The sequence below is a fragment of the Streptomyces africanus genome, assembly GCF_002150735.1.
GTDB lineage: Bacteria > Actinomycetota > Actinomycetes > Streptomycetales > Streptomycetaceae > Streptomyces > Streptomyces africanus.
This window is the reverse complement of record NZ_MUKA01000221.1, coordinates 1-24913: the sequence shown is the minus strand read 5'-3', so window position 1 is coordinate 24913 and position 24913 is coordinate 1. Positions and strand designations below refer to the sequence as shown.

20 protein-coding genes and 1 riboswitch are annotated in these 24913 nt (G+C 72.8%); of the genes, 12 read left to right on the top strand and 8 right to left on the bottom strand.

All coding sequences use genetic code 11. From position 1 onward, the window contains the following. The 3 genes from CCL05_RS25935 to cobM form a co-directional block, all read left to right on the top strand. Positions 1-325, top strand: a 325-nt coding sequence (locus tag CCL05_RS25935) for a hypothetical protein (RefSeq protein ID WP_086562905.1), incomplete at its 5' end; no start/stop codon positions are given. 139 nt (positions 326-464) lie between these two features. Beyond that, complete coding sequence (cbiE, locus tag CCL05_RS25930; protein WP_086562901.1) at positions 465-1727, top strand: precorrin-6y C5,15-methyltransferase (decarboxylating) subunit CbiE; 1263 nt, start codon at positions 465-467, stop codon at positions 1725-1727. After that, positions 1724-2473 (top strand): precorrin-4 C(11)-methyltransferase, encoded by a 750-nt coding sequence (gene cobM, locus CCL05_RS25925; protein WP_086562900.1) that lies wholly within the window; start codon positions 1724-1726, stop codon positions 2471-2473. Before cbiE ends, cobM begins: the two co-directional genes overlap by 4 nt. A gap of 22 nt (positions 2474-2495) precedes the next feature. On the opposite strand, the gene CCL05_RS25920 is transcribed toward cobM, so the two are convergent. Further along, positions 2496-3614 carry a cobalt-precorrin-5B (C(1))-methyltransferase gene (locus CCL05_RS25920; protein ID WP_086562899.1) on the bottom strand — a complete coding sequence of 373 codons (1119 nt, stop codon included), beginning with the start codon at positions 3612-3614 and terminating at the stop codon, positions 2496-2498. Between the two features lie 18 nt (positions 3615-3632). Between CCL05_RS25920 and CCL05_RS25915 the strand changes: the two genes are divergently transcribed. Further along, positions 3633-4397 carry a cobalt-precorrin-6A reductase gene (locus CCL05_RS25915; RefSeq protein ID WP_086562898.1) on the top strand — a complete coding sequence of 255 codons (765 nt, stop codon included), beginning with the start codon at positions 3633-3635 and terminating at the stop codon, positions 4395-4397. 88 nt (positions 4398-4485) lie between these two features. On the opposite strand, the gene CCL05_RS25910 is transcribed toward CCL05_RS25915, so the two are convergent. The 3 genes from CCL05_RS25910 to cobG are packed head-to-tail and all read right to left on the bottom strand — an operon-like array spanning position 4486 to position 7945. Next, positions 4486-5994, bottom strand: coding sequence for a precorrin-2 C(20)-methyltransferase (locus CCL05_RS25910; RefSeq protein ID WP_086562897.1), 1509 nt, complete (start codon positions 5992-5994; stop codon positions 4486-4488). Next, positions 5991-6662, bottom strand: a complete 672-nt coding sequence (locus CCL05_RS25905) for a precorrin-8X methylmutase (RefSeq protein WP_208641621.1) — start codon at positions 6660-6662, stop codon at positions 5991-5993. The genes CCL05_RS25910 and CCL05_RS25905 overlap by 4 nt, the downstream gene beginning before the upstream one ends. Continuing rightward, on the bottom strand, positions 6659-7945 hold the full coding sequence (gene cobG, locus CCL05_RS25900; protein ID WP_208641620.1) for a precorrin-3B synthase: 1287 nt from the start codon (positions 7943-7945) through the stop codon (positions 6659-6661). Before cobG ends, CCL05_RS25905 begins: the two co-directional genes overlap by 4 nt. Positions 7946-8046: 101 nt before the next feature. Next, a riboswitch (cobalamin riboswitch) is annotated at positions 8047-8123 on the top strand. A 56-nt stretch (positions 8124-8179) separates the two neighbouring features. Between cobG and cobN the strand changes: the two genes are divergently transcribed. Next, positions 8180-11806 carry a cobaltochelatase subunit CobN gene (gene cobN, locus CCL05_RS25895; RefSeq protein WP_086562895.1) on the top strand — a complete coding sequence of 1209 codons (3627 nt, stop codon included), beginning with the start codon at positions 8180-8182 and terminating at the stop codon, positions 11804-11806. A gap of 12 nt (positions 11807-11818) precedes the next feature. Here cobN and CCL05_RS25890 read toward each other — a convergent pair whose 3' ends face one another. After that, positions 11819-12763, bottom strand: a complete 945-nt coding sequence (locus CCL05_RS25890; RefSeq protein WP_086562894.1) for an MIP/aquaporin family protein — start codon at positions 12761-12763, stop codon at positions 11819-11821. Between the two features lie 341 nt (positions 12764-13104). Between CCL05_RS25890 and ctaD the strand changes: the two genes are divergently transcribed. Then, positions 13105-14823 carry an aa3-type cytochrome oxidase subunit I gene (ctaD, locus tag CCL05_RS25885; protein WP_086562893.1) on the top strand — a complete coding sequence of 573 codons (1719 nt, stop codon included), beginning with the start codon at positions 13105-13107 and terminating at the stop codon, positions 14821-14823. Continuing rightward, positions 14820-15209: an aa3-type cytochrome oxidase subunit IV gene (gene ctaF / locus CCL05_RS25880; protein WP_086562892.1), complete on the top strand. Its 390-nt coding sequence runs from the start codon at positions 14820-14822 to the stop codon at positions 15207-15209. Before ctaD ends, ctaF begins: the two co-directional genes overlap by 4 nt. A gap of 3 nt (positions 15210-15212) precedes the next feature. Here ctaF and qcrB read toward each other — a convergent pair whose 3' ends face one another. Then, positions 15213-16847 (bottom strand): cytochrome bc1 complex cytochrome b subunit, encoded by a 1635-nt coding sequence (qcrB, locus tag CCL05_RS25875; protein WP_086562891.1) that lies wholly within the window; start codon positions 16845-16847, stop codon positions 15213-15215. 103 nt (positions 16848-16950) lie between these two features. After that, the gene (locus tag CCL05_RS25870) at positions 16951-20025 is read right to left on the bottom strand and encodes an FAD-binding and (Fe-S)-binding domain-containing protein (RefSeq protein WP_086562890.1); all 3075 of its coding nucleotides are present in this window, start codon (positions 20023-20025) and stop codon (positions 16951-16953) included. 261 nt (positions 20026-20286) lie between these two features. Here CCL05_RS25870 and CCL05_RS25865 point away from each other — a divergent pair, with 261 nt between their 5' ends. The 5 genes from CCL05_RS25865 to CCL05_RS25845 all read left to right on the top strand — a co-directional run bounded on the left by CCL05_RS25865 (position 20287) and on the right by CCL05_RS25845 (position 24315). Then, the gene (locus tag CCL05_RS25865) at positions 20287-21018 is read left to right on the top strand and encodes a hypothetical protein (RefSeq protein ID WP_086562889.1); all 732 of its coding nucleotides are present in this window, start codon (positions 20287-20289) and stop codon (positions 21016-21018) included. A 185-nt stretch (positions 21019-21203) separates the two neighbouring features. Beyond that, positions 21204-21824: a sigma-70 family RNA polymerase sigma factor gene (locus tag CCL05_RS25860; protein ID WP_086562888.1), complete on the top strand. Its 621-nt coding sequence runs from the start codon at positions 21204-21206 to the stop codon at positions 21822-21824. A gap of 45 nt (positions 21825-21869) precedes the next feature. Further along, positions 21870-22901 (top strand): GlxA family transcriptional regulator, encoded by a 1032-nt coding sequence (locus CCL05_RS25855; protein WP_244204409.1) that lies wholly within the window; start codon positions 21870-21872, stop codon positions 22899-22901. Further along, the gene (locus CCL05_RS25850; RefSeq protein WP_086562887.1) at positions 22898-23656 is read left to right on the top strand and encodes a DJ-1/PfpI family protein; all 759 of its coding nucleotides are present in this window, start codon (positions 22898-22900) and stop codon (positions 23654-23656) included. Before CCL05_RS25855 ends, CCL05_RS25850 begins: the two co-directional genes overlap by 4 nt. A gap of 89 nt (positions 23657-23745) precedes the next feature. After that, positions 23746-24315 (top strand): DM13 domain-containing protein, encoded by a 570-nt coding sequence (locus tag CCL05_RS25845; protein ID WP_086562886.1) that lies wholly within the window; start codon positions 23746-23748, stop codon positions 24313-24315. A gap of 17 nt (positions 24316-24332) precedes the next feature. Here CCL05_RS25845 and CCL05_RS25840 read toward each other — a convergent pair. Next, positions 24333-24913 (bottom strand): peroxiredoxin-like family protein (locus CCL05_RS25840; protein ID WP_107400518.1); only part of this gene is annotated, 581 nt, incomplete at its 5' end.

Genomic DNA, 24913 nt, shown 5'->3' with positions numbered 1-24913 from the left:
CCGGGACTGCTGTTGCGGCAGCGGCAAGGTGACCGGTGTCGATCACGCGGCCCAGACCGAGCGGCTGCGCGCGGCGGGGCCGGTGCGGATCTCCGCGTGTCTCGACGTCTGCGACCAGGCCAACGTCATCGTCGTCCAGCCGTCCGCCGAGGGCCGGGCCGCCGGAGCCCGCCCGGTGTGGCTCGGGCTGGTCAACGACCCGGCCGCGACCGAGGACGTCGTCTCCTGGGTCCGCGAGGGCGGCCCGGGCGTGGCCCCCCGGCCCGACATCCTCGACCTGTACGTCTTCAGTCCCCTCGCGCGACGGCGCCCGGACCCCTCATGACCCGGGAGCCGGGACGCACGGGACCGGGCCAGGAGGGTCACCGCACCCGGCGAGGGCAGGTGCCCCCGAGCACAGGCGCGCTGGTCAGCGCCCAGTAGAGTGCGCCTCTGTTGTCCCCGAGCCCCCGAGGTACCGCGCAGTGACCCCCGTACCCCCCGCACCGACCGCCGCCGTGACCGTCGTCGGGCTCGGGGCCGACGGCTGGGCGGGACTGCCCGATGCCTCCCGCACCGCACTGCGCGTGGCCGAGGTCCTCATCGGCGGACCCCGCCAGCTGGATCTGCTGCCCCCGGAGTGCACCGGGCAGCGTGTCGCCTGGCCCTCGCCGCTGCGCCCCGCCGTCCCCGGCCTGCTCGCCGCGCACGCCGGCCACAGGATCGCCGTACTGGCCAGCGGGGACCCCATGTTCTACGGCATCGGCCGCGCCCTCGCCGAGGAGGCCGGCGCCCTGCGCGTCCTGCCGCACCCCTCCTCCGTCTCCTACGCCGCCGCCCGGCTCGGCTGGCCGCTGGAGGACGCGGAGGTCGTCACGCTCGTCGGCCGGCCCACCGCCCGCCTGGCCGCCGCCCTGCACGACGGCCGGCGGCTCCTCGTCCTCAGCGCGGACGCCACCACCCCCGGTGAGGTCGCCGCCCTGCTGCGCGACCGGGGCTTCGGGCCCAGCCGCATGCGCGTCCTCGAACAGCTCGGCGGCGACCGGGAACGCGTGACCGCCGAGTCCACCGCCGACGACTGGCCCGAGTCACAGTCCCCCGGCGACCCGCTCAACATCGTGGCCGTGGAGTGCCGCCGCGCCCCCGGCGCCCTGCGGCTCGGCGCCGTGCCCGGGCTCCCGGACGAGGCGTACGAGCACGACGGGCAGCTCACCAAGCGGCACATCCGCGCCGCCACACTCGGCGTGCTCGCCCCCGCCCCCGGCGAACTGCTGTGGGACATCGGCGGCGGCTCCGGCTCGATCGCCGTCGAGTGGATGCGCGCCCACCCCTCGTGCCGCGCGGTCACCGTGGAGCGGGACCCCGCGCGCGCCGAACGGATCAGCCGCAACGCCGACCGGCTCGGCGTGCCCGGACTGCGGGTCGTCACCGGCGCCGCGCCCGCCGTCCTCGCCGAACTGCCGCCCCCCGACGCGGTGTTCGTCGGCGGCGGGCTCACCGCGCCCGGCCTCCTCGACGCCTGCTGGGAGGCGCTGCCCGGCGGCGGGCGGCTGGTCGCCAACACCGTGACGCTGGAGTCCGAGGCGCTGCTCGCCGACGCCCACCGGCGCCGCGGCGGCGAACTGGTGCGGCTCGCCGTGGCGCACGCCGTGCCGGTGGGCGGCTTCACCGGGTGGCGGCAGGCGATGCCCGTGACCCAGTGGGCCGTACGGAAAACGTCCGACACCCCTTCAGGAGCAGACAGATGACCGTGTACTTCATCGGTGCCGGGCCCGGCGCCGCCGACCTGATCACGGTGCGCGGCGCCCGCACGCTCGCCGCCTGCCAGGTCTGTCTGTACGCGGGCAGCCTGGTCCCGCGCGAACTGCTCGCCGAATGCCCCCCGGACGCCCGGCTGGTGGACACCGCGCAGCTCGACCTGGACCAGATCACCGCCGAGCTGCTGCGCGCCCACGAGGAGGGGCACGACGTGGCCCGGCTGCACTCCGGCGACCCCGCGGTGTTCAGCGCGGTCGCCGAGCAGATGCGGCGGCTGGACGCGGCCGGGGTGCCCTACGAGGTCGTCCCGGGCGTCCCCGCCTTCGCCGCCGCGGCGGCTTCCCTGAAGCGGGAGCTGACCGTGCCGACCGTCGGCCAGACCGTGATCCTCACCCGGGTCGCCAACCGGGCCACCGCCATGCCCGAGGGCGAGGACCTGGCCACCCTCGGCCGCAGCGGCGCGCTGATCGTGCTGCACCTGGCCGCCAAGTACGTCGACCGCGTCGTCGCCGAACTCCTCCCGCACTACGGCGCCGACTGCCCCGCCGCGGTCGTCGCCCACGCCTCCCGCCCGGACGAGCTGATCATCCGCGGCACCCTCGACGAGATCGCGGGGAAGACGAAGGAGGCCGGTGTGCTGCGCACGGCCGTGATCATGGTGGGGCGCACGCTCGGGGCGGAACAGTTCCGGGACAGCCACCTGTACTCGCCGGAACGGGAACGCCACGTGTGCTGACAGCGGTGAACGGCCCCCGCCGTCAGGCCGGCGCGCTGCGCCCCACCACCGTCCCCGCCCGGTCGATGCAGATCACGTCGACCACGACCGGCGCCCCGCGCAGCACGGCCAGGGCCTCGTCGCGGGCGGTCGTGGCGACCAGGTCGCCGAGCGGCACCCCGGCGGCCAGGCACGACTGGAGCGCGGCGAGCCCGGTGTTGGCGTCCGCCACCTCCGCCGCCAGCGCCTCGTCCGCGCCGCCGCGCCGGGCCAGTTCGGCGAGGAAGCCCTTGTCGACCTGGGAACGGCCCGAGTGCAGGTCGAGATGCCCGGCGGCGAGCTTGGAGAGCTTGGCGAAGCCGCCGCAGATCGTCAGGCGGCCGACGGGGTGGCGGCGGATGTACTTCAGCACGGCGCCCGCGAAGTCGCCCATGTCGAGCAGGGCGTCCTCGGGCAGCCCGTACTCGGCCACGACGGTCTTCTCCGACGTCGAGCCGGTGCAGCCGGCGACATGCGTACGCCCCGCCGCCCGCGCGACGTCGACGCCCCGCCGGATGGAGTCGATCCACGCCGAGCAGGAGTACGGGACGACGATGCCGGTCGTGCCGAGGATGGACAGGCCGCCCAGGATGCCGAGCCGGGGGTTCCAGGTCGAGCGGGCGATCTCCTCGCCATGGTCGACGGAGACGGTGATCTCGACGTCGCCCGGGGCCCCGTGCCGGGCGGCGACCCCGGCGACGTGCTCACGCATCATCGTGCGCGGGACCGGGTTGACGGCCGGTTCGCCGACGGGCAGGGGCAGGCCGGGGCGGGTGATCGTGCCGACCCCGGGACCCGCCCTGAACACCACCCCGGACCCGGCGGGCAGCCGCCGTACCGTGGCCCGGACCAGCGCGCCGTGCGTGACGTCCGGGTCGTCGCCGGCGTCCTTCACGACCCCCGCCGTCGCGTGCCCGTCGCCCAGTTCCTCGACGGCCAGCGCGAACGACGGCGTCTGCCCCTTCGGCAGGGTGATGGTCACGGGGTCGGGAAACTCGCCGGTCAGCAGGGCGGTGTACGCCGCCGTCGTGGCCGCCGTCGCACAGGCGCCGGTGGTCCAGCCGGGCCGCAGTCCGGTGTGCTCCAGCTGGGCCCTGCGGCCGCCCTTCACTTCACTGCTCATGAACGGACCTGGACTTCCATGCGCGTACTGATACTCGGCGGCACCACGGAGGCCCGCCGTCTTGCCGAACTGCTCCACGTCACGCCCGGCCTGACCCTGACCAGCTCCCTCGCCGGGCGGGTGGCCGACCCCCGCCTGCCTCCGGGCGAGGTCCGGATCGGCGGCTTCGGCGGGGTCGAGGGGCTCACCGCGTGGCTGCGCGAGCACCGGGTGGACGTGCTCATCGACGCCACCCACCCTTTCGCCGGGACGATCAGTTTCCACGCGGCGCGGGCCGCCGCCACCGCCCATGTTCCCCTGCTCGCCCTGCGGCGCCCCGGCTGGGTCCCCGTCGCGGGTGACGACTGGCACGACGCCGGCTCCCTGGAGGAGGCCGCGCGGCTGCTGCCCGCGCTGGGCAGGCGCGTGTTCCTCACGACCGGGCGCATGGGCCTGGCCGCGTTCGCCGGTCTGGACGACCTGTGGTTCCTGGTCCGCTCCGTGGACGCGCCCGAGGCCCCGCACCCGGCCCGCATGGAGGTGCTGCTCGACCGCGGCCCGTTCACCCTCGACGGCGAACGCGACCTGTTGCGCCGGCACCGTATCGACGTCGTGGTGACCAAGGACAGCGGGGGCGCGGCCACCGCCCCCAAACTGACGGCGGCCCGGGAGGCCGGACTGCCGGTCCTCGTGATCCGCCGCCCCCCGGTCCCCGAGGACGTCCCGGTCGTGCCCGGGCCGCAGGAGGCGGCCCGGTGGGTCGGGGAGCGGCTCGGCGGACGGGGGTTCCCGGAGACCGGCTGAGAACCCGGCCCGGCCGGCAGGTGGCAGGCCCGGCCGGTCCGTGGCCGGGCCCGTTCTCCGAGGCGGGGGTGGGCCCGCCGTCGCTCTCTCAGGCCTCCGGATACCGGCGCGGCGTCCACACGATCTCCTCGCCGTCCCCGCGCCGGACGGCCCGGGTCCGGGAGGAGCCGACCAGCAGGATCGTGCGCATGTCGACCTCGGCCGGGTCCAGATCGGCCAGCCGTACGATCCGGAGACGTTCGCCGGTGCCGCCCACGTCCCGTGCCACCACGACCGGGGTGTCCGGCGCCCGGTGCTCCAGCAGCAGCTCGCGGGCCTTGCCCACCTGCCAGGTGCGGCTGCGCGAACCGGGGTTGTACAGGGCCAGCACCAGGTCCGCGGAGGCCGCCGCGTGCAGCCGCTCGGCGATGACCTCCCAGGGCTTGAGCCGGTCGGACAGGGAGATGGCGGCGTAGTCGTGGCCGAGCGGGGCGCCCGCCCGGGCCGCTGCCGCGTTCGCGGCGGTCACGCCCGGCAGCACCCGCACCGGGACGTCCGCGTACTCCTGCTGGGACGCGACCTCCAGGACGGCCGTCGCCATGGCGAACACGCCCGGGTCGCCCCCGGAGACGACCGCGACCCGCCGCCCCCGCCGGGCCAGGTCGAGGGCGAACTCGGCGCGCTCCGACTCCACCCGGTTGTCCGAGCCGTGCCGGACCTGCCCGGGGCGCCGCGGCACCCGGTCGAGGTAGGTCGTGTAGCCGACCAGGTCGTCGGCGGCGGCCAGCGCACCCCGGGTCTCGGGCGTCAGCCACAGCGGACCGGCCGGCCCGGTCCCGACCACGACGACCTCGCCCCGCTCCCGGGCCTCGGGCCGCTCGGTGTCCACCTGACTCGGCAGCACGGCCACCGAGAAGTACGGCACCGACTCCGCGTCCACGTCGGCCAGTTCGGCGAGCCGCTCCCCGTCCATGGTGGCCCGCTCGACGTACCGGGCGTCGCCCAGCCGCCCGGAACCCTCCAGCGCGCCGCGCACCTTGGTGAAGGTCCGCCCCAGCTTCATCACCACGGCCGCGTCGGTCGAGGCCAGCCGCGCGGTCAGCTCCTCCTCGGGCAGGGTGCCCGGCAGGATGGTCAGCACCTCCTCGCCCTCGGCGAGCGGGGTGCCCAGCCGGGCGGCAGCGGCGGACACGGACGTGACGCCGGGGATCACCTCCGTGTCGTAGCGGTCGGCGAGCCGCTTGTGCATGTGCATGTAGGAGCCGTAGAAGAGCGGATCGCCCTCGGCGAGGACCGCGACCGTCCGCCCGGCGTCCAGGTGTGCGGCGAGCCGGGCCGCCGCCTCGGCGTAGAACTCCTCGATCGCGCCCTGGTAGCCGCCGGGATGGTCGGTGGTCTCGGTGGTGACCGGGTAGACCAGCGGCTCCTCGATGTGGTCCGCGCGGATGTGCTTCGCCGCGATCGAGCGGGCGATGGAACGGCCGTGCCGGGCACTGTGGTACGCGATCACGTCCGCCTCGGCGATGACCTCCACGGCCCGCAGGGTCATCAGGGACGGGTCACCGGGGCCGAGCCCGACCCCGTACAGCTTGCCCGCCGTGGACTGCTCGCCGCTCACTCTTCCTCACTCGCGATCGCGTTGAGCGCGGCGGCGGCCATGGCGCTGCCCCCGCGACGGCCGCGCACGACCAGGTGCTCAAGACCGGACGGATGCGCGGCCAGGGCGTCCTTGGACTCGGCGGCCCCGACGAAGCCGACCGGCACACCGATCACCGCGGCGGGCCGGGGAGCCCCCTCCTCGATCATCTCCAGCAGCCGGAACAGCGCGGTGGGCGCGTTGCCGACGGCGACCACCGAACCCTCCAGCCTCTCCCGCCACAGCTCCAGCGCGGCGGCGCTGCGCGTGGTGCCGAGCTTCGCGGCCAGCTCCGGCACGGACGGGTCGGAGAGCGTGCAGAGCACGTCGTTGCCGGCGGGCAGCCGCTTGCGCGTCACCCCGCTGGCCACCATCTGCACGTCCGTGAAGATGGGCGCGCCCGCGCGCAGGGCCGCACGGGCCCGGGCGACCACGGCCGGCGTGTAGGCCAGGTCCCGTACGAGGTCGACCATTCCGCAGGCGTGGATCATCCGGACCGCGACCTGGCTGACGTCGGCGGGCAGGGCCGCGAGGTCCGCCTCCGCGCGGATGGTGGCGAAGGACTGGCGGTAGATGGCCGCGCCGTCCTTCTCGTAGTCGTACGTGGTCACGGTGGTCTTCTCGCTGCTCTCGGTCGTCGTAGGGGTCATGAGGTGATCTCCGCCAGGGCGGCGGCGAGTCGGGCGGGGTCGTTCATCGTGGTGGTCCGGGGTTCCCGGCCGGGTACGGCGGTGGAGAGCCGGTAGCCGCCGTCCGCGGCGGCGACCACGTCGACGCGGTCGCCCCGGGGATGTCCGCAGCGGCGTTCGCAGCCGGACCAGTACAGGGGCAGTCCGTGCGGGCCGATCGCGTCGAGGCTCCCGGCCGCGTCGGTCCGCACGTCGGCCCGCGACCTGGCGCATCCGGGCCTGCCGATGCAGGCACCGACGCGCAGCCAGGGGGAGCGGGGGTCGGTGACGAGGCCGGTGGCGGCGAGGCGGGCGAGGGACGCGTCCGCGTGGACCCCCTGTGTGGGAAGAACCACACCGCGCCACGGGGTCAGACGCAGCTCACCGGCGGCGACCTGCGTCAGCTCCCGCCATTGGCGCGCCGAGAGCCGCCCCAGGGGTACGTGCACGGAGAGACCGTCACCGACCATGCCCGGGGGCGGGCCGTCCGTGCGGCCGGTCTCCCGGCTCCGCCGCTCGTGGCGGATGCCCCCGGCGGTCAGCCGCCGACCGACGGCATCGAGCAACTCGCCGTGGGGGAGGGTGAGTTCATCGACGCGCCAGACCTGTGCCCCGCTCGCCCGCGCCGCCTCCAGGAAGGTCTCCGCGGCCCAAAGCGCGGCCCGTGCCGCCTCCTCGACGGAGACACGCAGCGCCTCTCCGGCCGCTCCGAGGGCGAGTTGTGCACCGCCGTCCGCCGTCGCCCGTACCGTCACATCGGCATCGAGCCCGGCCACGTCGCCGCGTCCGTCGTCGAGCGCGAACAGGAAACGCCCCGACAGGTCCCGGGCCGCCTCGCTCGCGCACAGCGCCGCGTCGAGGGCCGTCAGCCAGGGCCGCACGTCCAGCGTGCCCCGCCCGTCGAGACCGGACAGCGGCGAGGCCACGACGTTGCGCACCCGCTCGTGCCCGCGCGAGGGCAGCAGCCCGGCGGCGTCCAGCAGCCCGGCCAACTCCCCGCCGCAGCCGTCGTCCAGACCCCGCAGCTGCACGTTGCCGCGCGACGTCAGATGCAGATCCCCGTCGCCCAGCCGCTCCGCCGCGTCGGCGAGCGCCTCCGCCTGCCGCACGGTCAGAACCCCGCCGGGCACCCGGACACGGGCCAGCGCGCCGTCGTCCGCCGCGTGCAGCCGCAGCGTCCCCGGGCAGGCGTCACCGCGGTCCCGGGAGACCGCTGTGGCCTGGGGCGATGAACGAGGGGCAGGCGTGGGCATGGCGGCGAGCATACCTACCATCACACCAGGTGTATGCCCCGCCCTTTTCCCCTGCCCCTTACTATGCTCCTCGGTGGATCATCCGGTCCGCCGACGCCACGACGGCGACAGGGGAGGAAGCCCGGTGCGAGTCCGGCGCGGTCCCGCCACTGTGAGCCCGGCCCGTACGGGCCGGGCGAGCCAGGAACTCCCGCCGTCCCACCACCCGCCCGGGGCGCGGACACCCCGAGGAAGGCCAGCCGCCGCATGCTGCACTCAGCCGGGGAACGCCCCCCGCACCCCCGCATCCTGCTCCTGTCGACCTCCGACACCGACCTGCTCAGCGCCCGCGCGGCCGGCGGCCCGGTCCCGTACCGCTTCGCCAACCCCTCCCGCCTCGCCCTCGACGACCTCCCCGCCCTCCTCGACGGCGTCGGCCTGGTCGTCGTCCGCCTCCTCGGCGGCATCCGGGCCTGGCAGGACGGACTCGACCTGCTCCTCGCCGACGGCCGCCCGGTCGTCGTCCTCACCGGCGAACAGGCCCCCGACGCCCAGCTGATGGCGTCCTCCACCGTCCCCGTCGGCATCGCCGCCGAGGCCCACGCCTACCTCGCGCACGGCGGCCCGGCCAACCTGGAGCAGCTCGCCCGCTTCCTCTCCGACACGGTCCTGCTCACCGGCCACGGCTTCGAGGCACCGGCGGCGGCCCCCACCTGGGGCCCGCTGCCCCGCCAGGGCCGGGAGACCGACGGCCCGACCGTCGCCGTGCTCTACTACCGGGCCCACCACATGAGCGGCAACACCGCCTTCGTCGGCGCTCTGTGCGAGGCGATCGAGGACGCGGGCGGCCGGCCGCTGCCCCTGTACGTCGCCTCCCTGCGCGCCCCCGAGCCCGAGCTGATCGAGGAACTGCGCGCCGCCGACGCCATCGTCACCACCGTCCTCGCCGCCGGCGGCACCCGGCCCGCCGAGGCCTCGGCCGGCGGCGACGACGAGTCCTGGGACGCGGGCGCGCTCACCGCCCTCGACGTACCGATCCTCCAGGCCCTGTGCCTGACCGGCTCACGGACCGACTGGGAACAGAACGACGAGGGCGTCTCCCCGCTCGACGCGGCCAGCCAGATCGCCGTCCCCGAGTTCGACGGCCGCCTCATCACCGTCCCGTTCTCCTTCAAGGAGATCGACGCCGACGGCCTCCCGGCCTACGTCGCCGACCCCGAGCGCGCGGCCCGGGTCGCCGGAATCGCCGTACGCCACGCCCGGCTGCGCGACATCCGGCCCGCCGACAAGCGCCTCGCGCTGGTCCTCTCCGCCTACCCGACCAAGCACTCCCGCATCGGCAACGCGGTCGGCCTGGACACGCCCGCCAGCGCCATCGCCCTGCTGCGCCGCCTCCGCGACGAGGGCTACGACTTCGGCACGGACGCGGAGGTGCCGGGTCTGGCCTCCGGCGACGGGGACGAGCTGATCCGCGCGCTGATCGAGGCGGGCGGGCACGACCAGGACTGGCTCACCGAGGAGCAGCTGGCCCGCAACCCGGTGCGGATCCCGGCGGCCGACTACCGCCGCTGGTTCGCCACGCTCCCCGAGGAACTGCGTACGTCGGTGGAGGAGCACTGGGGTCCGGCCCCCGGCGAGATGTTCGTCGACCGCAGCCGTGACCCGGAGGGCGACATCGTCCTCGCGGCCCTGCGCTTCGGCAACCTGCTGATCCTCATCCAGCCCCCGCGCGGCTTCGGCGAGAACCCCATCGCGATCTACCACGACCCGGACCTGCCGCCCTCCCACCACTACCTGGCCGCCTACCGCTGGATCGCCGCCCGGACCGAGGACGGCGGATTCGGCGCCGACGCGATGATCCACCTCGGCAAGCACGGCAACCTGGAGTGGCTGCCCGGCAAGAACGCCGGCCTGTCCGCCGCCTGCGGCCCCGACGCCGCCCTCGGCGACCTCCCCCTGATCTACCCCTTCCTGGTCAACGACCCCGGCGAGGGCACCCAGGCCAAGCGCCGCGTGCACGCCACCCTCGTCGACCACCTCGTCCCGCCCATGGCCCGCGCCGACTCCTACGGCGACATCGCGCGCCTGGAGCAACTCCTCGACGAGTACGCCCAGATCTCCTCCATGGACCCCGCCAAGCTCCCGGCGATCCGCGCCCAGATCTGGACCCTCATCCAGGCCGCCCGGCTCGACCACGACCTCGGCCTGGAGGACCGCCCGGACGACGACGGCTTCGACGACTTCCTCCTGCACGTCGACGGCTGGCTCTGCGAGGTCAAGGACGCCCAGATCCGCGACGGACTGCATGTCCTCGGCAACCCGCCGCAGGGCGCCGACCGCGTCAACCTCGTCCTCGCCATCCTGCGGGCCCGCCAGATCTGGGGCGGTGCCACGGCCCTGCCCGGCCTGCGCGAGGCCCTCGGCCTGGACGAGTCCGCCGCGACCCGCACGACCGCCGACGCGGCCGAGGAACAGGCCCGCGCCCTGGTCCAGGCGATGGACGACGCGGGCTGGGATCCGGCCGCGGTCCCCGCCGAGCACGGCGAACAGGTCGCCGACATCCTTCGGTTCGCGGCCCGCGAGGTCGTGCCGCGCCTCGCCGCGACCACCGCCGAGGTCGACCACACCGTCCACGCGCTCGCAGGCGGCTTCGTCCCCGCCGGCCCCTCCGGTTCCCCCCTGCGTGGCCTCGTCAACGTCCTCCCGACGGGCCGCAACTTCTACTCGGTCGACCCCAAGGCCGTCCCCTCCCGCCTCGCCTGGGAGACCGGCCAGGCCCTCGCCGACTCCCTCCTGGAGCGCTACCGCACCGACAACGGCGACTGGCCCACCTCCGTCGGCCTCTCCCTGTGGGGCACCAGCGCGATGCGCACGGCGGGCGACGACGTGGCGGAAGCCCTCGCCCTGCTCGGCATCCGCCCCGTCTGGGACGACGCCTCCCGCCGGGTCACGGGCCTGGAGCCCGTCCCGTACGAGGAGCTGGGCCGCCCCCGCATCGACGTCACCCTGCGCATCTCCGGCTTCTTCCGGGACGCCTTCCCGCACACCGTCGGCCTCCTGGACGACGCCGTACGCCTGGCCGCCTCGCTGGACGAGCCGGCCGAGGCCAACCACGTACGGGCCCACGTCCAGGCGGACCTCGCCTCCCACGGCGACGAACGCCGCGCCACCACCCGCATCTTCGGCTCCCGCCCCGGCACGTACGGCGCCGGCCTGCTCCAGCTCATCGACTCCCGCGACTGGCGCACCGACGCCGACCTGGCCGAGGTCTACACGGTCTGGGGCGGCTACGCCTACGGCCGCGAACTCGACGGCCGCCCGGCGCGGGACGAGATGGAGACGGCGTACAAGCGGATCGCGGTCGCCGCGAAGAACACCGACACCCGCGAGCACGACATCGCCGACTCCGACGACTACTTCCAGTACCACGGCGGCATGGTGGCGACCGTCCGGGCGCTGCGCGGCACGGCTCCCGAGGCGTACATCGGCGACTCCACCCGCCCCGAGACGGTCCGCACCCGCACCCTCGTCGAGGAGACCTCCCGCGTCTTCCGCGCCCGGGTCGTCAACCCCAAGTGGATCGAGGCCATGCGCCGTCACGGCTACAAGGGCGCCTTCGAACTCGCCGCCACCGTGGACTACCTCTTCGGCTACGACGCCACCACCGGCGTCGTAGCCGACTGGATGTACGACAAGCTCACCGAGACCTACGTCCTGGACCCGGCCAACCGCGAGTTCCTCCAGCAGGCCAACCCCTGGGCGCTGCACGGCATCGCCGAACGCCTGCTGGAGGCCGAGAGCCGCGGGATGTGGGAGAAGCCCGACCCGGCCGTGCTGGAGGGCCTGCGGCAGGTGTACCTGGAGACGGAGGGCGACCTGGAGGGCGACGGCTGACCAAGCCCCGGCTCACTCGTCGTCGGAGGTGGTGGGGCGGGTCCGGCCGGGTTCCGGGAGCTCGCCCTCCTGGGCCCGGACGTGGAGCACGTCGCCGATGAACAGGTCGTACACCAGCACCCCGATCACGCCGCCGACGAGCGGTCCGACGATCGGGATCCACCAGTAGGCGCTGAACGCCCCCGACAAGCTGCCGGAGAACGCCAGATCCTTCCAGCCCGCGAACCAGGTGAGCAGTCGTGGACCGAAGTCGCGGGCCGGGTTGATCGCGTAGCCCGCGTTCGCCCCGTAGGACATGCCGATGGCCGCCACGACGAACCCGATCACGAGGGGGCCGAGGTTCGCCTTCACGGCCGTGTTCCGCAGGTCGATGATCGCCACCACCAGCATGACCAGGAAGGCCGTGCCGACGACCTGGTCGATCAGCGGACCCCAGATACCGCCGTGGAAGTACGGCGCCGGGAAGGTGGCGAAGATCGAGAACGTGGCCAGGGTGTGCCCGCCCGTCTTCGGCCCTTTCGAGGCGGCGTCGAAGGCGTCGATGGCGTCGTGGTACACGCCCAGGACCAGTGCCGCGCCGGCCAGGGCGCCGAGCACCTGGGACACCCAGTAGGGGATCACCTTGATCCACGGGAACTTGCGGCGCACGGCGAAGGCCAGGGTCACCGCCGGATTGATGTGCGCGCCGCTGACTCCTCCGGCCACGTAGATACCGAGGATCACGGCCATGGCCCATCCCCAGGTGATCAGCAGCCAGTCCCCGGCACTGAGGAAGAACGTGGTGGGTCCCTCGGTACGCCCCGAGCCGGGCAGCGCCGCGACCGTCATCGCGACCACGCCGCAACCGAAGGAGATGAGGACGAACGTCCCCAGGAACTCCGCAATGCATTCGCCCAACAAGCCCGCGCGGCGCCTGAGCCGGGAGGGCTTCAGAAGGGGCTGGATCTCGACGGCCATGATGATCCTCCCAGACACTGGCCACGCCTGAACGCGGCTGTCCGTGCCGTTGTGGCCTGCTTTCATGCCGTGTCGCCAAGGTAAATCCGTGCAGCGACCGCCGCGAGTCGACGCGGGCAGGCCCGTGGGCAGGGGGCGGTGCGGTCGCTCCCCGCACAGCCGTACTGACTGAGGGTGAGAGTATCGACGCGGGGGGTGACGGCCGAATCCGGCATCCGGCTCCACCGTTGGGCCACTCGGGTGGCGGCGCCGCGGGCTGCACATCGGCTGCAGCCCCTTACAGGGAATTCTTCGGGGTACAGGGAATTTCTTCGGGCTTGGCCAGTGTCCTCGGAGGGCTCATGTCGCAGCTGGAACAGGGGCGGCGTCAAGGGACGCCGGACGACTCCGCCAACCCGCGCGTCATCACGGGCAGCAGGATCAGGAACTACCTGACCACGACCGATCACAAGACGATCGGCAACATGTATCTGGTCACCGCGTTCGCGTTCTTCCTCCTGGCCGGTGTCCTCGCCATGCTGATGCGGGCGGAACTGGCGCGCCCCGGACTGCAGATCGTCAGCGAGGAGCAGTACAACCAGCTGTTCACCATTCACGGCACGATCATGATGCTGCTCTTCGCGACCCCCACCTTCGCGGGGTTCGCCAACGCGATCATGCCGTTGCAGATCGGCGCACCGGACGTGGCCTTTCCCCGCCTCAACGCGCTGACGTACTGGCTGTTCCTCTTCGGCGGGCTGATCGTCGTCTCCGGGCTGGCCGTTCCGGGCGGCGCGGCTTCCTTCGGCTGGTTCGCCTACGCCCCGCTGAACAGCGCCGTCCACACCCCCGGGGCCGGCGGGGACCTGTGGACGATGGGGCTGGTCGTGGCCGGGCTCAGCACCACCCTGGGATCGGTGAACTTCATCGCCACCATCATCACCCTGCGGGCCCCGGGCATGACGATGTTCCGGATGCCGATCTTCACGTGGAACATCCTCTTCACCTCCATCCTCGCCCTGTTGGCCTTCCCCGTTCTCACGGCGGCTCTGCTGGCCCTGGAGGCGGACCGCAAGTTCGGTGCGCACATCTACGACCCGGCGGGCGGCGGGGCGATCCTGTGGCAGCACCTGTTCTGGTTCTTCGGCCACCCCGAGGTCTACATCGTCGCCCTGCCGTTCTTCGGCGTCATCAGCGAAATCATCCCGGTCTTCAGCCGGAAGCCGGTCTTCGGCTACGTCGGCATGGTCGGCGCGACGATCGCCATCACCATGCTGTCGGCCACGGTCTGGGCCCACCACATGTTCGCCACGGGCGCGGTCCTGCTGCCGTTCTTCTCCCTGATGTCGTTCCTCATCGCGGTGCCGACCGGAGTCAAGTTCTTCAACTGGATCGGCACCATGGTGAAGGGAAGCCTGTCGTTCGAGACGCCGATGCTGTGGTCCATGGGCTTCCTCGTCACCTTCCTCCTAGGCGGTCTCAGTGGTGTCCTGATCGCGTCGCCGCCACTGGACTTCCACCTCACGGACTCGTATTTCATCGTCGCTCACCTGCACTACGTGCTGTTCGGCACGATCGTCTTCGCCATGTTCGGCGGCTTCTACTTCTGGTGGCCGAAGATGACCGGGAAAATGCTCGACGAACGCCTCGGCACGATCCATTTCTGGACCCTGTTCGTCGGCTTCCAGACCACGTTCCTGGTCCAGCACTGGCTCGGCGAGATGGGCATGCCCCGCCGCTACGCCGACTATCTGCCGGCCGACGGCTTCACCGCCCTCAACACCATCTCGTCGATCGGGGCGTTTCTGCTCGGCCTGTCCACGCTGCCTTTCCTCTACAACGTCTTCAAGAGCGGCAGATACGGGCAGAAGGTGGAGGTCGACGACCCGTGGGGTTACGGGCGTTCACTGGAGTGGGCGACGTCCTGCCCTCCGCCCCGGCACAACTTCGATGCGCTGCCCCGGATCCGCTCCGACTCTCCCGCGTTCGACCTGCACCATCCGGACGTGCGGATGATCCGCCCGGGTGAGAGCGGCCGGGCCAAACCCACACCGGACCCCCTCGGAGGGCAGAGCGAATGAAGTCCGAGGCGTATCTCTTCGCGGGCGTCGCCGCGTTCTTCCTCGTCACCGACGCCGCCTACATCTGGTTCGCCCGCGAACCGGCGGGGATCGCGGCACTGACCGTCTCCTTCGGCATGGCAGCGGTCATCGCGTTCTTCTGCACGGTGAACTACCGCCGCAAGGGGGAACGTCCCGAGGACCGCCCGGACTCCGAGATCCGCGAGCGCTCCGGCCCGCTGGACTTCTTCCCGCCGCACAGCGGCTACCCCCCGGTGACCGGCTTCGGAGTCGCCCTGCTGGCCGTCGGCGTCGTCTACGGACTGTGGCTGTTCCTCATCGGGTTCGGTGTCACGATGGCGGGAGTCCTCGGCATGGTCTTCCAGTTCGCCGGGCGTGACGACTGACGCCTACTTCTCTTCTCGTCCCGCGATCGGATCCAGGCTCCTGCCCGCGATCTCCCGGCGTTCCTCCGTGGTGGCGGGCATGTCCACCCGGTCGCCGTAGTACCAGCCGCTCAGCCTGGCCCGGAGCCGGTGCCGGCGTGGTGCTCGCTCGCCGGGATGCGGCAACGGACGCGGCATGTCCCGCACCAGGAGGCGGTAGCGCCGCGTCGCGTCGATGGGCCGGTGGCTGTCGCTGATCCCTCCGCTGACGTTCTGGCTGACCCTGCCGGTCTCCTCTCCCTCCTCCAGCAGCCGGCGGTCGTGGGCCTGAAGGGCGAGACAGACGCGCTTCGTGACCAGGAAGGCGAGGACCGGACCGACGACCACGGCCACCCGGAAGATCCAGGTGAGGGCCTCCACGGACATCCGGAACCCGGCGGCGATCACGTCGTTTCCCGCAGCCGTCAGCAGAACCGCGTAGCAGAAGAGGGCTGCGACTCCCAGGCCCGTCCGGGTGGGCCGGTCCCGGGGCCGGTCGCACAGATGGTGCTCCCATGGATCCCCCGTCACCCACTTCTCGAAGTAGGGGTACAGGTACAGGACCAGGAACAGCAGGGCGGGAAGCACCACGGCCGGGAGGAGGACGTTCCACATGACGGTGTGTCCCGCCACCGTGCTCTCCCACCGTGGCATGAGCCGCAGGGCGCCTTCGAGGAAGCCCACGTACCAGTCCGGCTGCGATCCGGTCGACGACTGCTCGGCCCGGTACGGACCGTACGCCCAGACCGGATTGATCTGGGCCAGGCCGCTGAGCGCGGTGATGACGCCGAAGACCATCAGGAACAGGCCGGAGGACTTGGCGGTGAAGTGCGGGAACATCGGTTGCCCGACGACGTTGCGGTTGGTCTTCCCGGGCGCGGACCACTGGGTGTGCTTCAGGTGGACGACGAGCAGGATGTGAGCGCTGATCAGGGCGATGAGCAACCCCGGGACGAACAGCACATGCACGACGTACAACCGGGGGATCAGCACGTGCCCGGGGAACGGTCCGCCCCAGATGAAGGAGCTCAGGTACGTGCCGACGAAGGGAATGGACAGCACGATGGTGTTCGCGGTCCGCAGCCCGGTGCCGGACAGCAGATCGTCGGGGAGCGAATAGCCGCCGAACCCTTCCAGGAGCGCGAGCAGGAAGAGCGTGACCCCCACCATCCAGTTCAGTTCGCGCGGCCGGCGGAACGCGCCCGTGAAGAAGACCCGCAACAGATGGACGCCGATGGCGGCGACGAAGACCAGCGCGGCCCAGTGGTGCATCTGCCGGATCAGCAGGCCGCCGCGCACGTCGAAGCTGATGTGGAGCGTCGACTCGTACGCCTTGGTGACCTGCAGGCCCTGCAGGGGCACGTGGGATCCCCGGTAGGTGACCTCGGTCATGCTGGGTTCGAAGAACAGCGTCAGATAAGTGCCGGTCAGTACCAGCACGATGAAGCTGTACAGCGCGATCTCGCCCAGCAGGAACGACCAGTGGTCCGGGAACGCCTTGCGCAGCAGCTGCCGCCCCGCCTCGGACACCGGTGCGCGGCCGTCCACACCGACGTATCCGGTCACCGCCGCCTGTCGAGTCCTCGCCTCCAGCCTCGCCATCCGTTTCCGGAACAGCATGTACACGCTCCCTCGGTACCCGCGCCTTGAGCGACTATGAGCGCCCCCTCGCGCACATACCCGGCATTACGCAGATCAGGGGCCCGGCTTCGGCAGGGCGTGACTAAGTGCGCCGCAGCGACCGCAGGGCGGCCCGGCCGGCCGCCGTCGCGGCGGTCGCCGTGAGGGCGGTGGCGCCGGCGGTGATCGTCCACCGGGCCGCGCGGGAGGGCCGGTCGGGGCGCACGGCGAGGCGTTCCGGGCGCTCGGACGGGAGGGTGCCCTCCAGCCCGAGGGCCAGGACTTCGGCCAGGTGCAGGGCACGCCGTCCGGTGCCGCCCTGTTCGATCTGGGTGCGGCAGCTGAAGCCGTCGGCGAGCAGCAGGCTGCCGGGGGCCGCCTCGCGGACGGCGGGCAGGACGCCCTGTTCCGCTACGGCCAGGGAGACCTCGTGGTGGCCGCGTTCGAAGCCGAAGTTGCCGGCGAGGCCGCAGCAGCCCTCGTCGAGGACGTCGGCGTCGAGATGGGCGCGGCGCATCAGCTCCCGGTCGGCGTCGAACTTCATGATCGCGTGCTGGTGGCAGTGGATCTGCACCGTCGCCCGCCGGGCCGGCCGAGGGGGCTGCCAGCCGTCGGGCGCGTGGTGGACGAGCTGCTCGGCGAAGGTGCGGACCTGCCCGGCCAGCCGCCGCACGTCCTGGTCGGCGGGCATCAGCTCGGGGGCGTCGGCGCGGAACACGGCGGTGCAGGACGGTTCGAGGCCGATGACCGGCGTGCCCGCCTCCAGATACGGCCGCAGCGTGTCGAGGGTGCGGCGCAGCACCTTCTGCGCGCGGGGCAGTTGGCCGGTGGAGATCCAGGTCAGGCCGCAGCACACCGGCTCGGCGGGCACGGCGACGCGGAAACCGGCGTCCTCCAGCACGCGCACGGCCGAGATGGCGACGGAGGGGTGGAAGTAGGTGCTGAAGGTGTCGGGCCACAGCAGGACGGTGCGCGGATCGGCCGGGTCGGGCTCCTCGGTGCCGCGCAGCCGCCACCACTGACGGAAGGACTGCCGGGCGAACACGGGTGCCTGACGGGCCGCGTCCACGCCGGCCAGCCGCTTGCCCGCCCGGGCCAGACCGGGCGCGTGCAGGGCACTGTTGACCAGTCCGGGGGCGATCCGGGACAGGCGCGCCCACACGGGCAGCCAGCCCATGGAGTAGTGGGCCGCGGGGCGCATCCGCCCCTCGTAGTGATGCGCGAGGAACTCCGCCTTGAGGGTGGCCATGTCGACACCGGTCGGGCAGTCCGACTTGCAGCCCTTGCAGGCCAGGCACAGGTCGAGGGCATCGCGCACCTCGGTGGAGCGCCAGCCGTCCGTGACGGCGGAGTCGGCGTGGCCGCCGAGCATCTCGAACAGCAGCCGGGCGCGGCCTCGTGTGGAGTGCTCCTCCTCCCTCGTGGCCCGGTAGGAGGGGCACATGACGCCGCCGGAGTGGCTGCGGCAGTTGCCGATGCCGACACAGCGCATCACCGCCCGGTCGAAGGAGTGGTCGTCCTCCGGGAAGGCGAAGTGCGTCGCGGGTGCGGCCGGGTGCCAGGAGGAGCCGAGACGCAGCTGCCCGTCGACCGGGTTGGGGTCGACGACCTTGCCCGGGTTCATCCGGTTGCCCGGGTCGAACAGCGCCTTCAGCTCGCCGAACGCGGTCACGAGCCGCTCGCCGAACATACGGGTGAGCAGCTCGCCCCGGGACTGGCCGTCGCCGTGCTCGCCCGACAGGGAGCCGCCGTAGGAGGAGACGAGGTCGGCGGCCCGCTCCACGAAGCGCCGGAAGCCGGCGACGCCCTCGGCGGTCCGCAGCCCGAACGGGATGCGGGTGTGGACACAGCCCTGCCCGAAGTGCCCGTACAGGGACGGGTGGTCGTAGTCGAACTCCCCGAACAGCTTCCGCAGGTCCCGCAGATAGTCGCCGAGCCGCTCGGGCGGGACGGCCGAGTCCTCCCAGCCCTCCCACGTCTCCCGGTCGTCGGGCGGACGGGCGGTGACGCCGAGCCCGGCCTCACGGGCCTTCAGCATCCGCTGCTCGCGCTCCGGATCGTCGGAGAAGGCGACGGCGCGGTCCTTCTCGGACCGGCCGAGGGCGCCCAGCAGGGCGTGCGCCTGCTCGTCGACGTCGTCCTGGCTGTCGCCGAAGAACTGCAGCATCAGCCAGCTGTCGCCCTCCGGCAGGGTGTCCAGGGACTCCAGGTAGGCGCCCTCCTCGCGCATCAGCTGGGCCATGCGCCCGTCCAGGGCCTCCAGCTGGCCGGGGGCGCAGTGCTCCAGCAGACGGGGGACGTCGTCGGCGGCCGTGCAGATGTCGTCGTAGCCGAGGACCAGCAGCGACTGGTACGCGGGCACCGGCACCAGGTCGAGCTCGGCGCGCAGCACGGTCACCAGGGTGCCCTCGCTGCCGACCAGGGCCCGGGCCACGTCGAAGCCGTTCTCGGGCAGGAGCGAGTCGAGGTTGTAGCCGGAGACCCGGCGCGGGATCTTCGGGTAGCCGCGCCGGATGTCGCCGAGATACTCGGTGACGATGTCGTCCAGGCCGGCGTACAGCTCGGCGCGCCGGCCGCCCTCCGCGGCGATCCGCTCCCGCTCGGCCCGCGAGGTCGGCCCGACCCACATCCGGACGCCGTCGTAGGTGAGCACCTCCAGGCGGCGCACGTTGTCGACGGTCTTGCCGTACGCCTGCGCGGACGCGCCGCACGAGTTGTTGCCGATCATGCCGCCCAGGGCGCAGTGGCTGTGCGTCGAGGGCTTCGGCCCGAACTGCAGCCCGTGGCCGGCCAGGCGCTGGTTGAGCACGTCCAGGACGATCCCCGGCTCGACCACGCAGGTCCGTGCGCCGGGATCGACGGAGACCAGCCTCGTGCAGTACTTGCTCCAGTCGATCACCACGGCCGTGTTCGTCGACTGGCCCGCGAGGCTGGTGCCGCCGCCCCGCGACAGGACCGGGGCGCCGAAGCGGGCGCACACCCGCACGGCCTGGGCCCCGGCCTCAACCGTACGAGGCACCACCACGCCGATCGGCACCTGCCGGTAGTTGGAGCCGTCGGTCGAGTAGGCGCCCCTGCTGCCCGCGTCGAACCTGACCTCGGCGTCCACCTCCTCGCTCAGCGCCGCCGCCAGCCCGGCCACATCCGCCCCGGAGGCGTCGAAAGGGGTGCGCGTCATCGGGAGAACCACCTTCCTGAGCCGCCGACCGTGCGCGACGTCCGGTCGCGCCGCGCGGCTCTCCGCCTGTCGCTCCCGAGTACCCGTCCTGACGGAAGGCAGCGCCACCCAGCGGCAGGGATCCTCGGTCCGCACCCGAAGGCGACGGCGGTCGGCACGCTGCTGTGGCGTGGATCACGGCGGCTGGATTGAGTCGGCCACCGGGGGCGGCTCCGTACCCTCTCGTGACCCGTGAGACCCGGACTGCGAGGATGAGGCGCCATGACCGTGGGGTGGTGTTCTCGCACGCTCAGGGCCGCTGTGTTCGCGGCCGTCTGCGTGCTGCTCGCCGCCCTGGGGCACGTCATGATGTCGGGGACTGCGGTGCCCTGGTGGGCCATGGCCGCCGGGGCGGTGGCGACCGGTGGCACAGCCTGGCGTCTGGCCGGCCGGGAACGCGGGCCGGTGCTGGTCGGCGCCTTCACGGTCGCCGCCCAGGCCGTACTCCACCTGTCGTTCTCGTTCGCCCAGGCCCTCGCGCACCCGGAGCCGACCGGCAGCACGCCGCTCGTCCGGCGGCTGGGCCACCTGCTGTGCGGCGCACCCTCCGGGCCCGCCGCGGAGCATGACGCCCTGTCGACGTCCATGGGCTCCATGGACCACGGCATGGGTGCCATGCACTCCATGGGATCGATGGACCACACGGGGGCCACGCATTCCCTGGAACACGGCATGGGCGGCATGTCCTCGACCGGCATGCTCGCCGCCCACCTGCTGGCCGCGCTGCTGTGCGGCCTGTGGCTCGCCCACGGCGAGCGCGCCGCGTTCCGCATCCTTCGGTCGCTCGCCGGCTGGCTCTTCGCCCCGCTGCGTCTGATCCTCCGCCTGCCCGTGCCGCCGCACCGGCCACGCGTCCGCGCCCGCCGGCGCCGGTCGGAGCGCGTGCTGCGGCAACTCCTTCTCACCCACACGATCACCTCTCGGGGACCGCCCGCGGGGACCGCTGTCGCCTGACGACAGTCGGTTTCCCCGAGGCCGTCCACGGAGCCGTCGGCTCCCGCCTCGGGCATCGGCCGCGCACACCCGCGCCCGGCCGTTCACCCCCTCACTCCTCCACCGGTTCCGCCGCGCGTGCGCGCACTGCTGTGTACGCACGCGCGGACACCGGCCCCTGGATTCCCGAGAAGGAGAGACACCAGGTGCTCACTCCTGCCCTGCCCCTGTCCGCAACGCGTGAAGAACCGGAAGAAGGGCCGGGGGACGACTCGGTCACGGCCTGGGCACTGGCCGCCCGCAGCGGCGACCCCGACGCCGTCGACCTCTTCGTCCGCGCCCTGCACCGAGACGTCCGCCGCTACGTGACGTTCCTCGGCGCCGACCCCCAGAGCGCCGACGACCTGACCCAGGAGACATTCCTGCGCGCCCTGGGCAGCCTGCACCGGTTCGAAGGCCGCTCCTCGGCCCGCACCTGGCTGCTGTCCATCGCCCGCCGCGCGGTGATCGACAGCATCCGCTACCGCTCCACCCGGCCCCGCCTGGCGGACACCGACGACTGGCAGTCGGCCGTCGAACGTGCCCAGCCGCGCGGTCTGCCCGGCTTCGACGACCGCATCGCCCTCGCCGAGCTGCTGGACAAGCTCCCGGACGACCGCCGCGAGGCATTCGTCCTCACCCAGCTGGTGGGCCTGCCCTACGCGGAGGCAGCCGGGGTGAGCGGCTGCCCGGTGGGCACGGTGCGCTCACGGGTCGCCCGCGCCCGCACCGCGCTGATCGAGTGCCTGGACGACGCCGAACGCTGTCCGCCGGTGCCCGCCGCCTGACCGTGCCCCCTGGGGCGCCCGACGAGAGAAGTGACGCTGCGGAGTGTGCTCTTGAAGCAGGGCGGAAACGTGCGGGAGCGCCGGCGGCGCGTTGTCATCGTCGCTTACGACGACACGCAGATCCTCGACATCGCCTGTCCCAGCGGCGCCTTGGACATCGCCAACCGGTACGGCGCACAGCCGCCCTACGCCGTCGAACTGGGCACCCTCGGCCGCCGGACCGCCCGGAGCTCGGCCGGGATCGTGCTGGCGGCCGGGCAGAGCCTGGAGGCGGTCGCGGGAGGCCTGGACACGCTGATCGTCGTGGGCGGCATCGGCTGCGAAGACGCGGCGGCGGACGAGCGCTTGCTGGGCCAGGTGCGCCGGCTGGCCGCACACAGCCGGCGTGTGGCCTCCGTCTGCACCGGCGCGTATGTGCTGGCCGCCGCCGGACTGCTCGACCACAGACGGGTGACGACCCACTGGGGGTGGGCAGGCCGGCTCGCCGAGCGCCACCCGGCCGTGGCCGTGGACGCCGGTCCCCTCTACATCCGCGACGGCAACGTCTACACCTCGGCCGGGGTCACCAGCGCCCTCGACCTCACGCTGGCCCTGATCGAGGACGACCACGGTCCGACCCTCGCCCGGACCGTCGCCCGCGAACTGGTCACTCATCTGCACCGGCCCGCCGACCAGGCCCAGATATCGATGTTCCTCGCCGCACCGCCGCCGGAAGACCGGCTGGTCCGGGATCTGATGGGCCATATCGCCGGCCATCTGGCCGAGGACCTCAGCCCTGCGGCTCTGGCGGCCCGGGCGGGGGTCAGCTCCCGGCACCTGACCCGCCTGTTCACCGCGCACCTCGGTACCACTCCCGCGCGGGCCGTACGCGCCGCCCGCACCGAAGCGGCGGCGCACCTCGTACGCTCCAGCGCACTGTCCATGGCGGCGATCGCCCGGCGCTGCGGTTTCCGGTCGGCGCAGACGCTGCGGCAGGCGTTCCTCGACCACTACGGGGTCACGGGGGACAGACTTCGCAGGATGCCGGACATGCCACCCCCACAGGCCGCACCGGGGCAGAAGACTCCTGGCCCATGAGCCATTCCACGACACGCAGAAACGTCCTGCGCGGGACCGCGGCCACGGCCGCAGCCGCCCGGACCGAAGCGGCGCACGCCGCCCCGCACGGCGGCGGCACGGGCCCGAACATCGGCATCCTGCTGTACGACGGTTACAGCCTGCTGGACCCCACCGGCCCGGCCGAGGTCCTGTCCCGGCTGCCGGACGCCACCGTGACCATGATCGCCGAGAAACGCGGAGCCGTCCGCACGGACACGGCAGACGTCGCCGTGGTCGCCGAGCGCTCCATCACCGAGGTCGACCGTCTCGACGTCCTCCTCGTACCGGGCGGGGGCGACCGAGGCACCGTCGGGGCGATGAACAACCAGGCGCTCCTGCGCTGGATCCGCACGATCCACCGCCACACCCGGTGGACGACCTCCGTCTGCACCGGCAGCATCGTCCTCGCCGCGGCCGGACTGCTGGACGGCCGGGAGGCGACGACCTACTGGGCCTCCGCCGACTACCTCCAGTCCACGTTCGACGTCACCTACCTGCCGCAGCGCTACGTACGCTCCGGAAAGATCATCACCGCGGCCGGGGTCTCGGCGGGAGTGGACATGGCCCTGTACCTCGCGTCCCTGATCGCGGACGACGACACGGCGAAGGCCATCCAACTCGCCGTCGAATACGACCCCCGACCCCCCTTCGACTCCGGCAACGCCGCGGAGGCCAGTTCCCAACTGAAGGAACGGGCGTTGCGGTTGCTCGCCGCATCACAGGTCCCGACGTAAGGATTCCGTCATCAGGCAGGGGGTGCTGCCCGGCCGCCGGTCTCCGTTGAATGGGAGAGCAACGGGAAAGTCTCAAGAGGCGAGTGGGGATGGGGCGCGTGCGCAAGGCATTGACCGGGCCGTTGGCTGTCGCGGTGCTGGTGGTGGTCGGCGGCGTCGGCTTCGGGCTGTACTGGTTCCAGCCGTGGAAGCTGTGGCAGGACGAGACCGTCCAGGAGGCGCTGCCCGGGGTGGTGGAGAACTCCGCTCCTCCTGCCGCGGCGCCCTCGGACGAGCCCGCCGAGCCGCCCTCCCCGGCCGCCGGCCCGCAGACGCTGGCCAGTGGTGAACTGATCAGCCATGAGCACGCGACCTCGGGCACGGTGAAGCTCGTACGGCTGGCCGACGGCTCCCATGTCCTCCGGCTGGAGAACCTGAACACCAGCAACGGACCGGACCTGCGCGTCTGGCTGACCGACGCGCCGGTGAAGCAGGGACAGGCCGGGTGGCATGTGTTCGACGACGGCAAGTACGTCAGCCTCGGCAAACTGAAGGGCAACAAGGGAAGTCAGAACTACGCCCTGCCCGCTGACGTGGATCCGGCGGGCTACGGCAGTGTGACCATCTGGTGCGACCGTTTCGACGTGTCGTTCGGCGCCGCCGAGCTCGCCCGGGTCTGACAGGCCCGGACCGGGACTCAGCCCAGGGCGTCGAGGGCGGCCAGGATGTCGGCGGGTTCGGCGCGCCGGGTGTAGTCCGCGTCGACGAAGGCCCAGCGGATGACGCCCTCCCGGTCGATGACATAGGTGGCGGGCAGCGGCAGGGTGCGGGCGTGGCCGCCGTTGACGCGCTGGAGGTCGAAGCCGAGCCGGTCGTAGACGGCCGCGAGGTCGTCGGGGAGGTCGAAGGCGAGGCCGTACTGCTTGGCGGTGTCGGAGCCGACGTCGCTGAGGACGCTGAAGGGGAGCCGGTGCTTGTCGGCCAGGGAGAGGGATTCGTCGGGTATCTGCGGGGAGACGGCGGCGAGGGCGGCGCCGCGTGCGCTGATCTCGGCGTGGTGCTGCTGGAGGGCGCGCAGGGCGATGTTGCAGTACGGGCACCAGGCGCCCCGGTAGAACGTCAGGACGACCGGGCCGGCCGCGAGCAGACCGGCCAGGCTCACGGACTCGCCGGTCGCGGAGGGAAGGCGGAAGCGGGGGGCCCGCGCGCCGACGGTCAGTGCGCGGTCGGCGTGACCGGAGTCGGCGAGCTCCTGGCCGGCCCGCCGCATGATCTGCC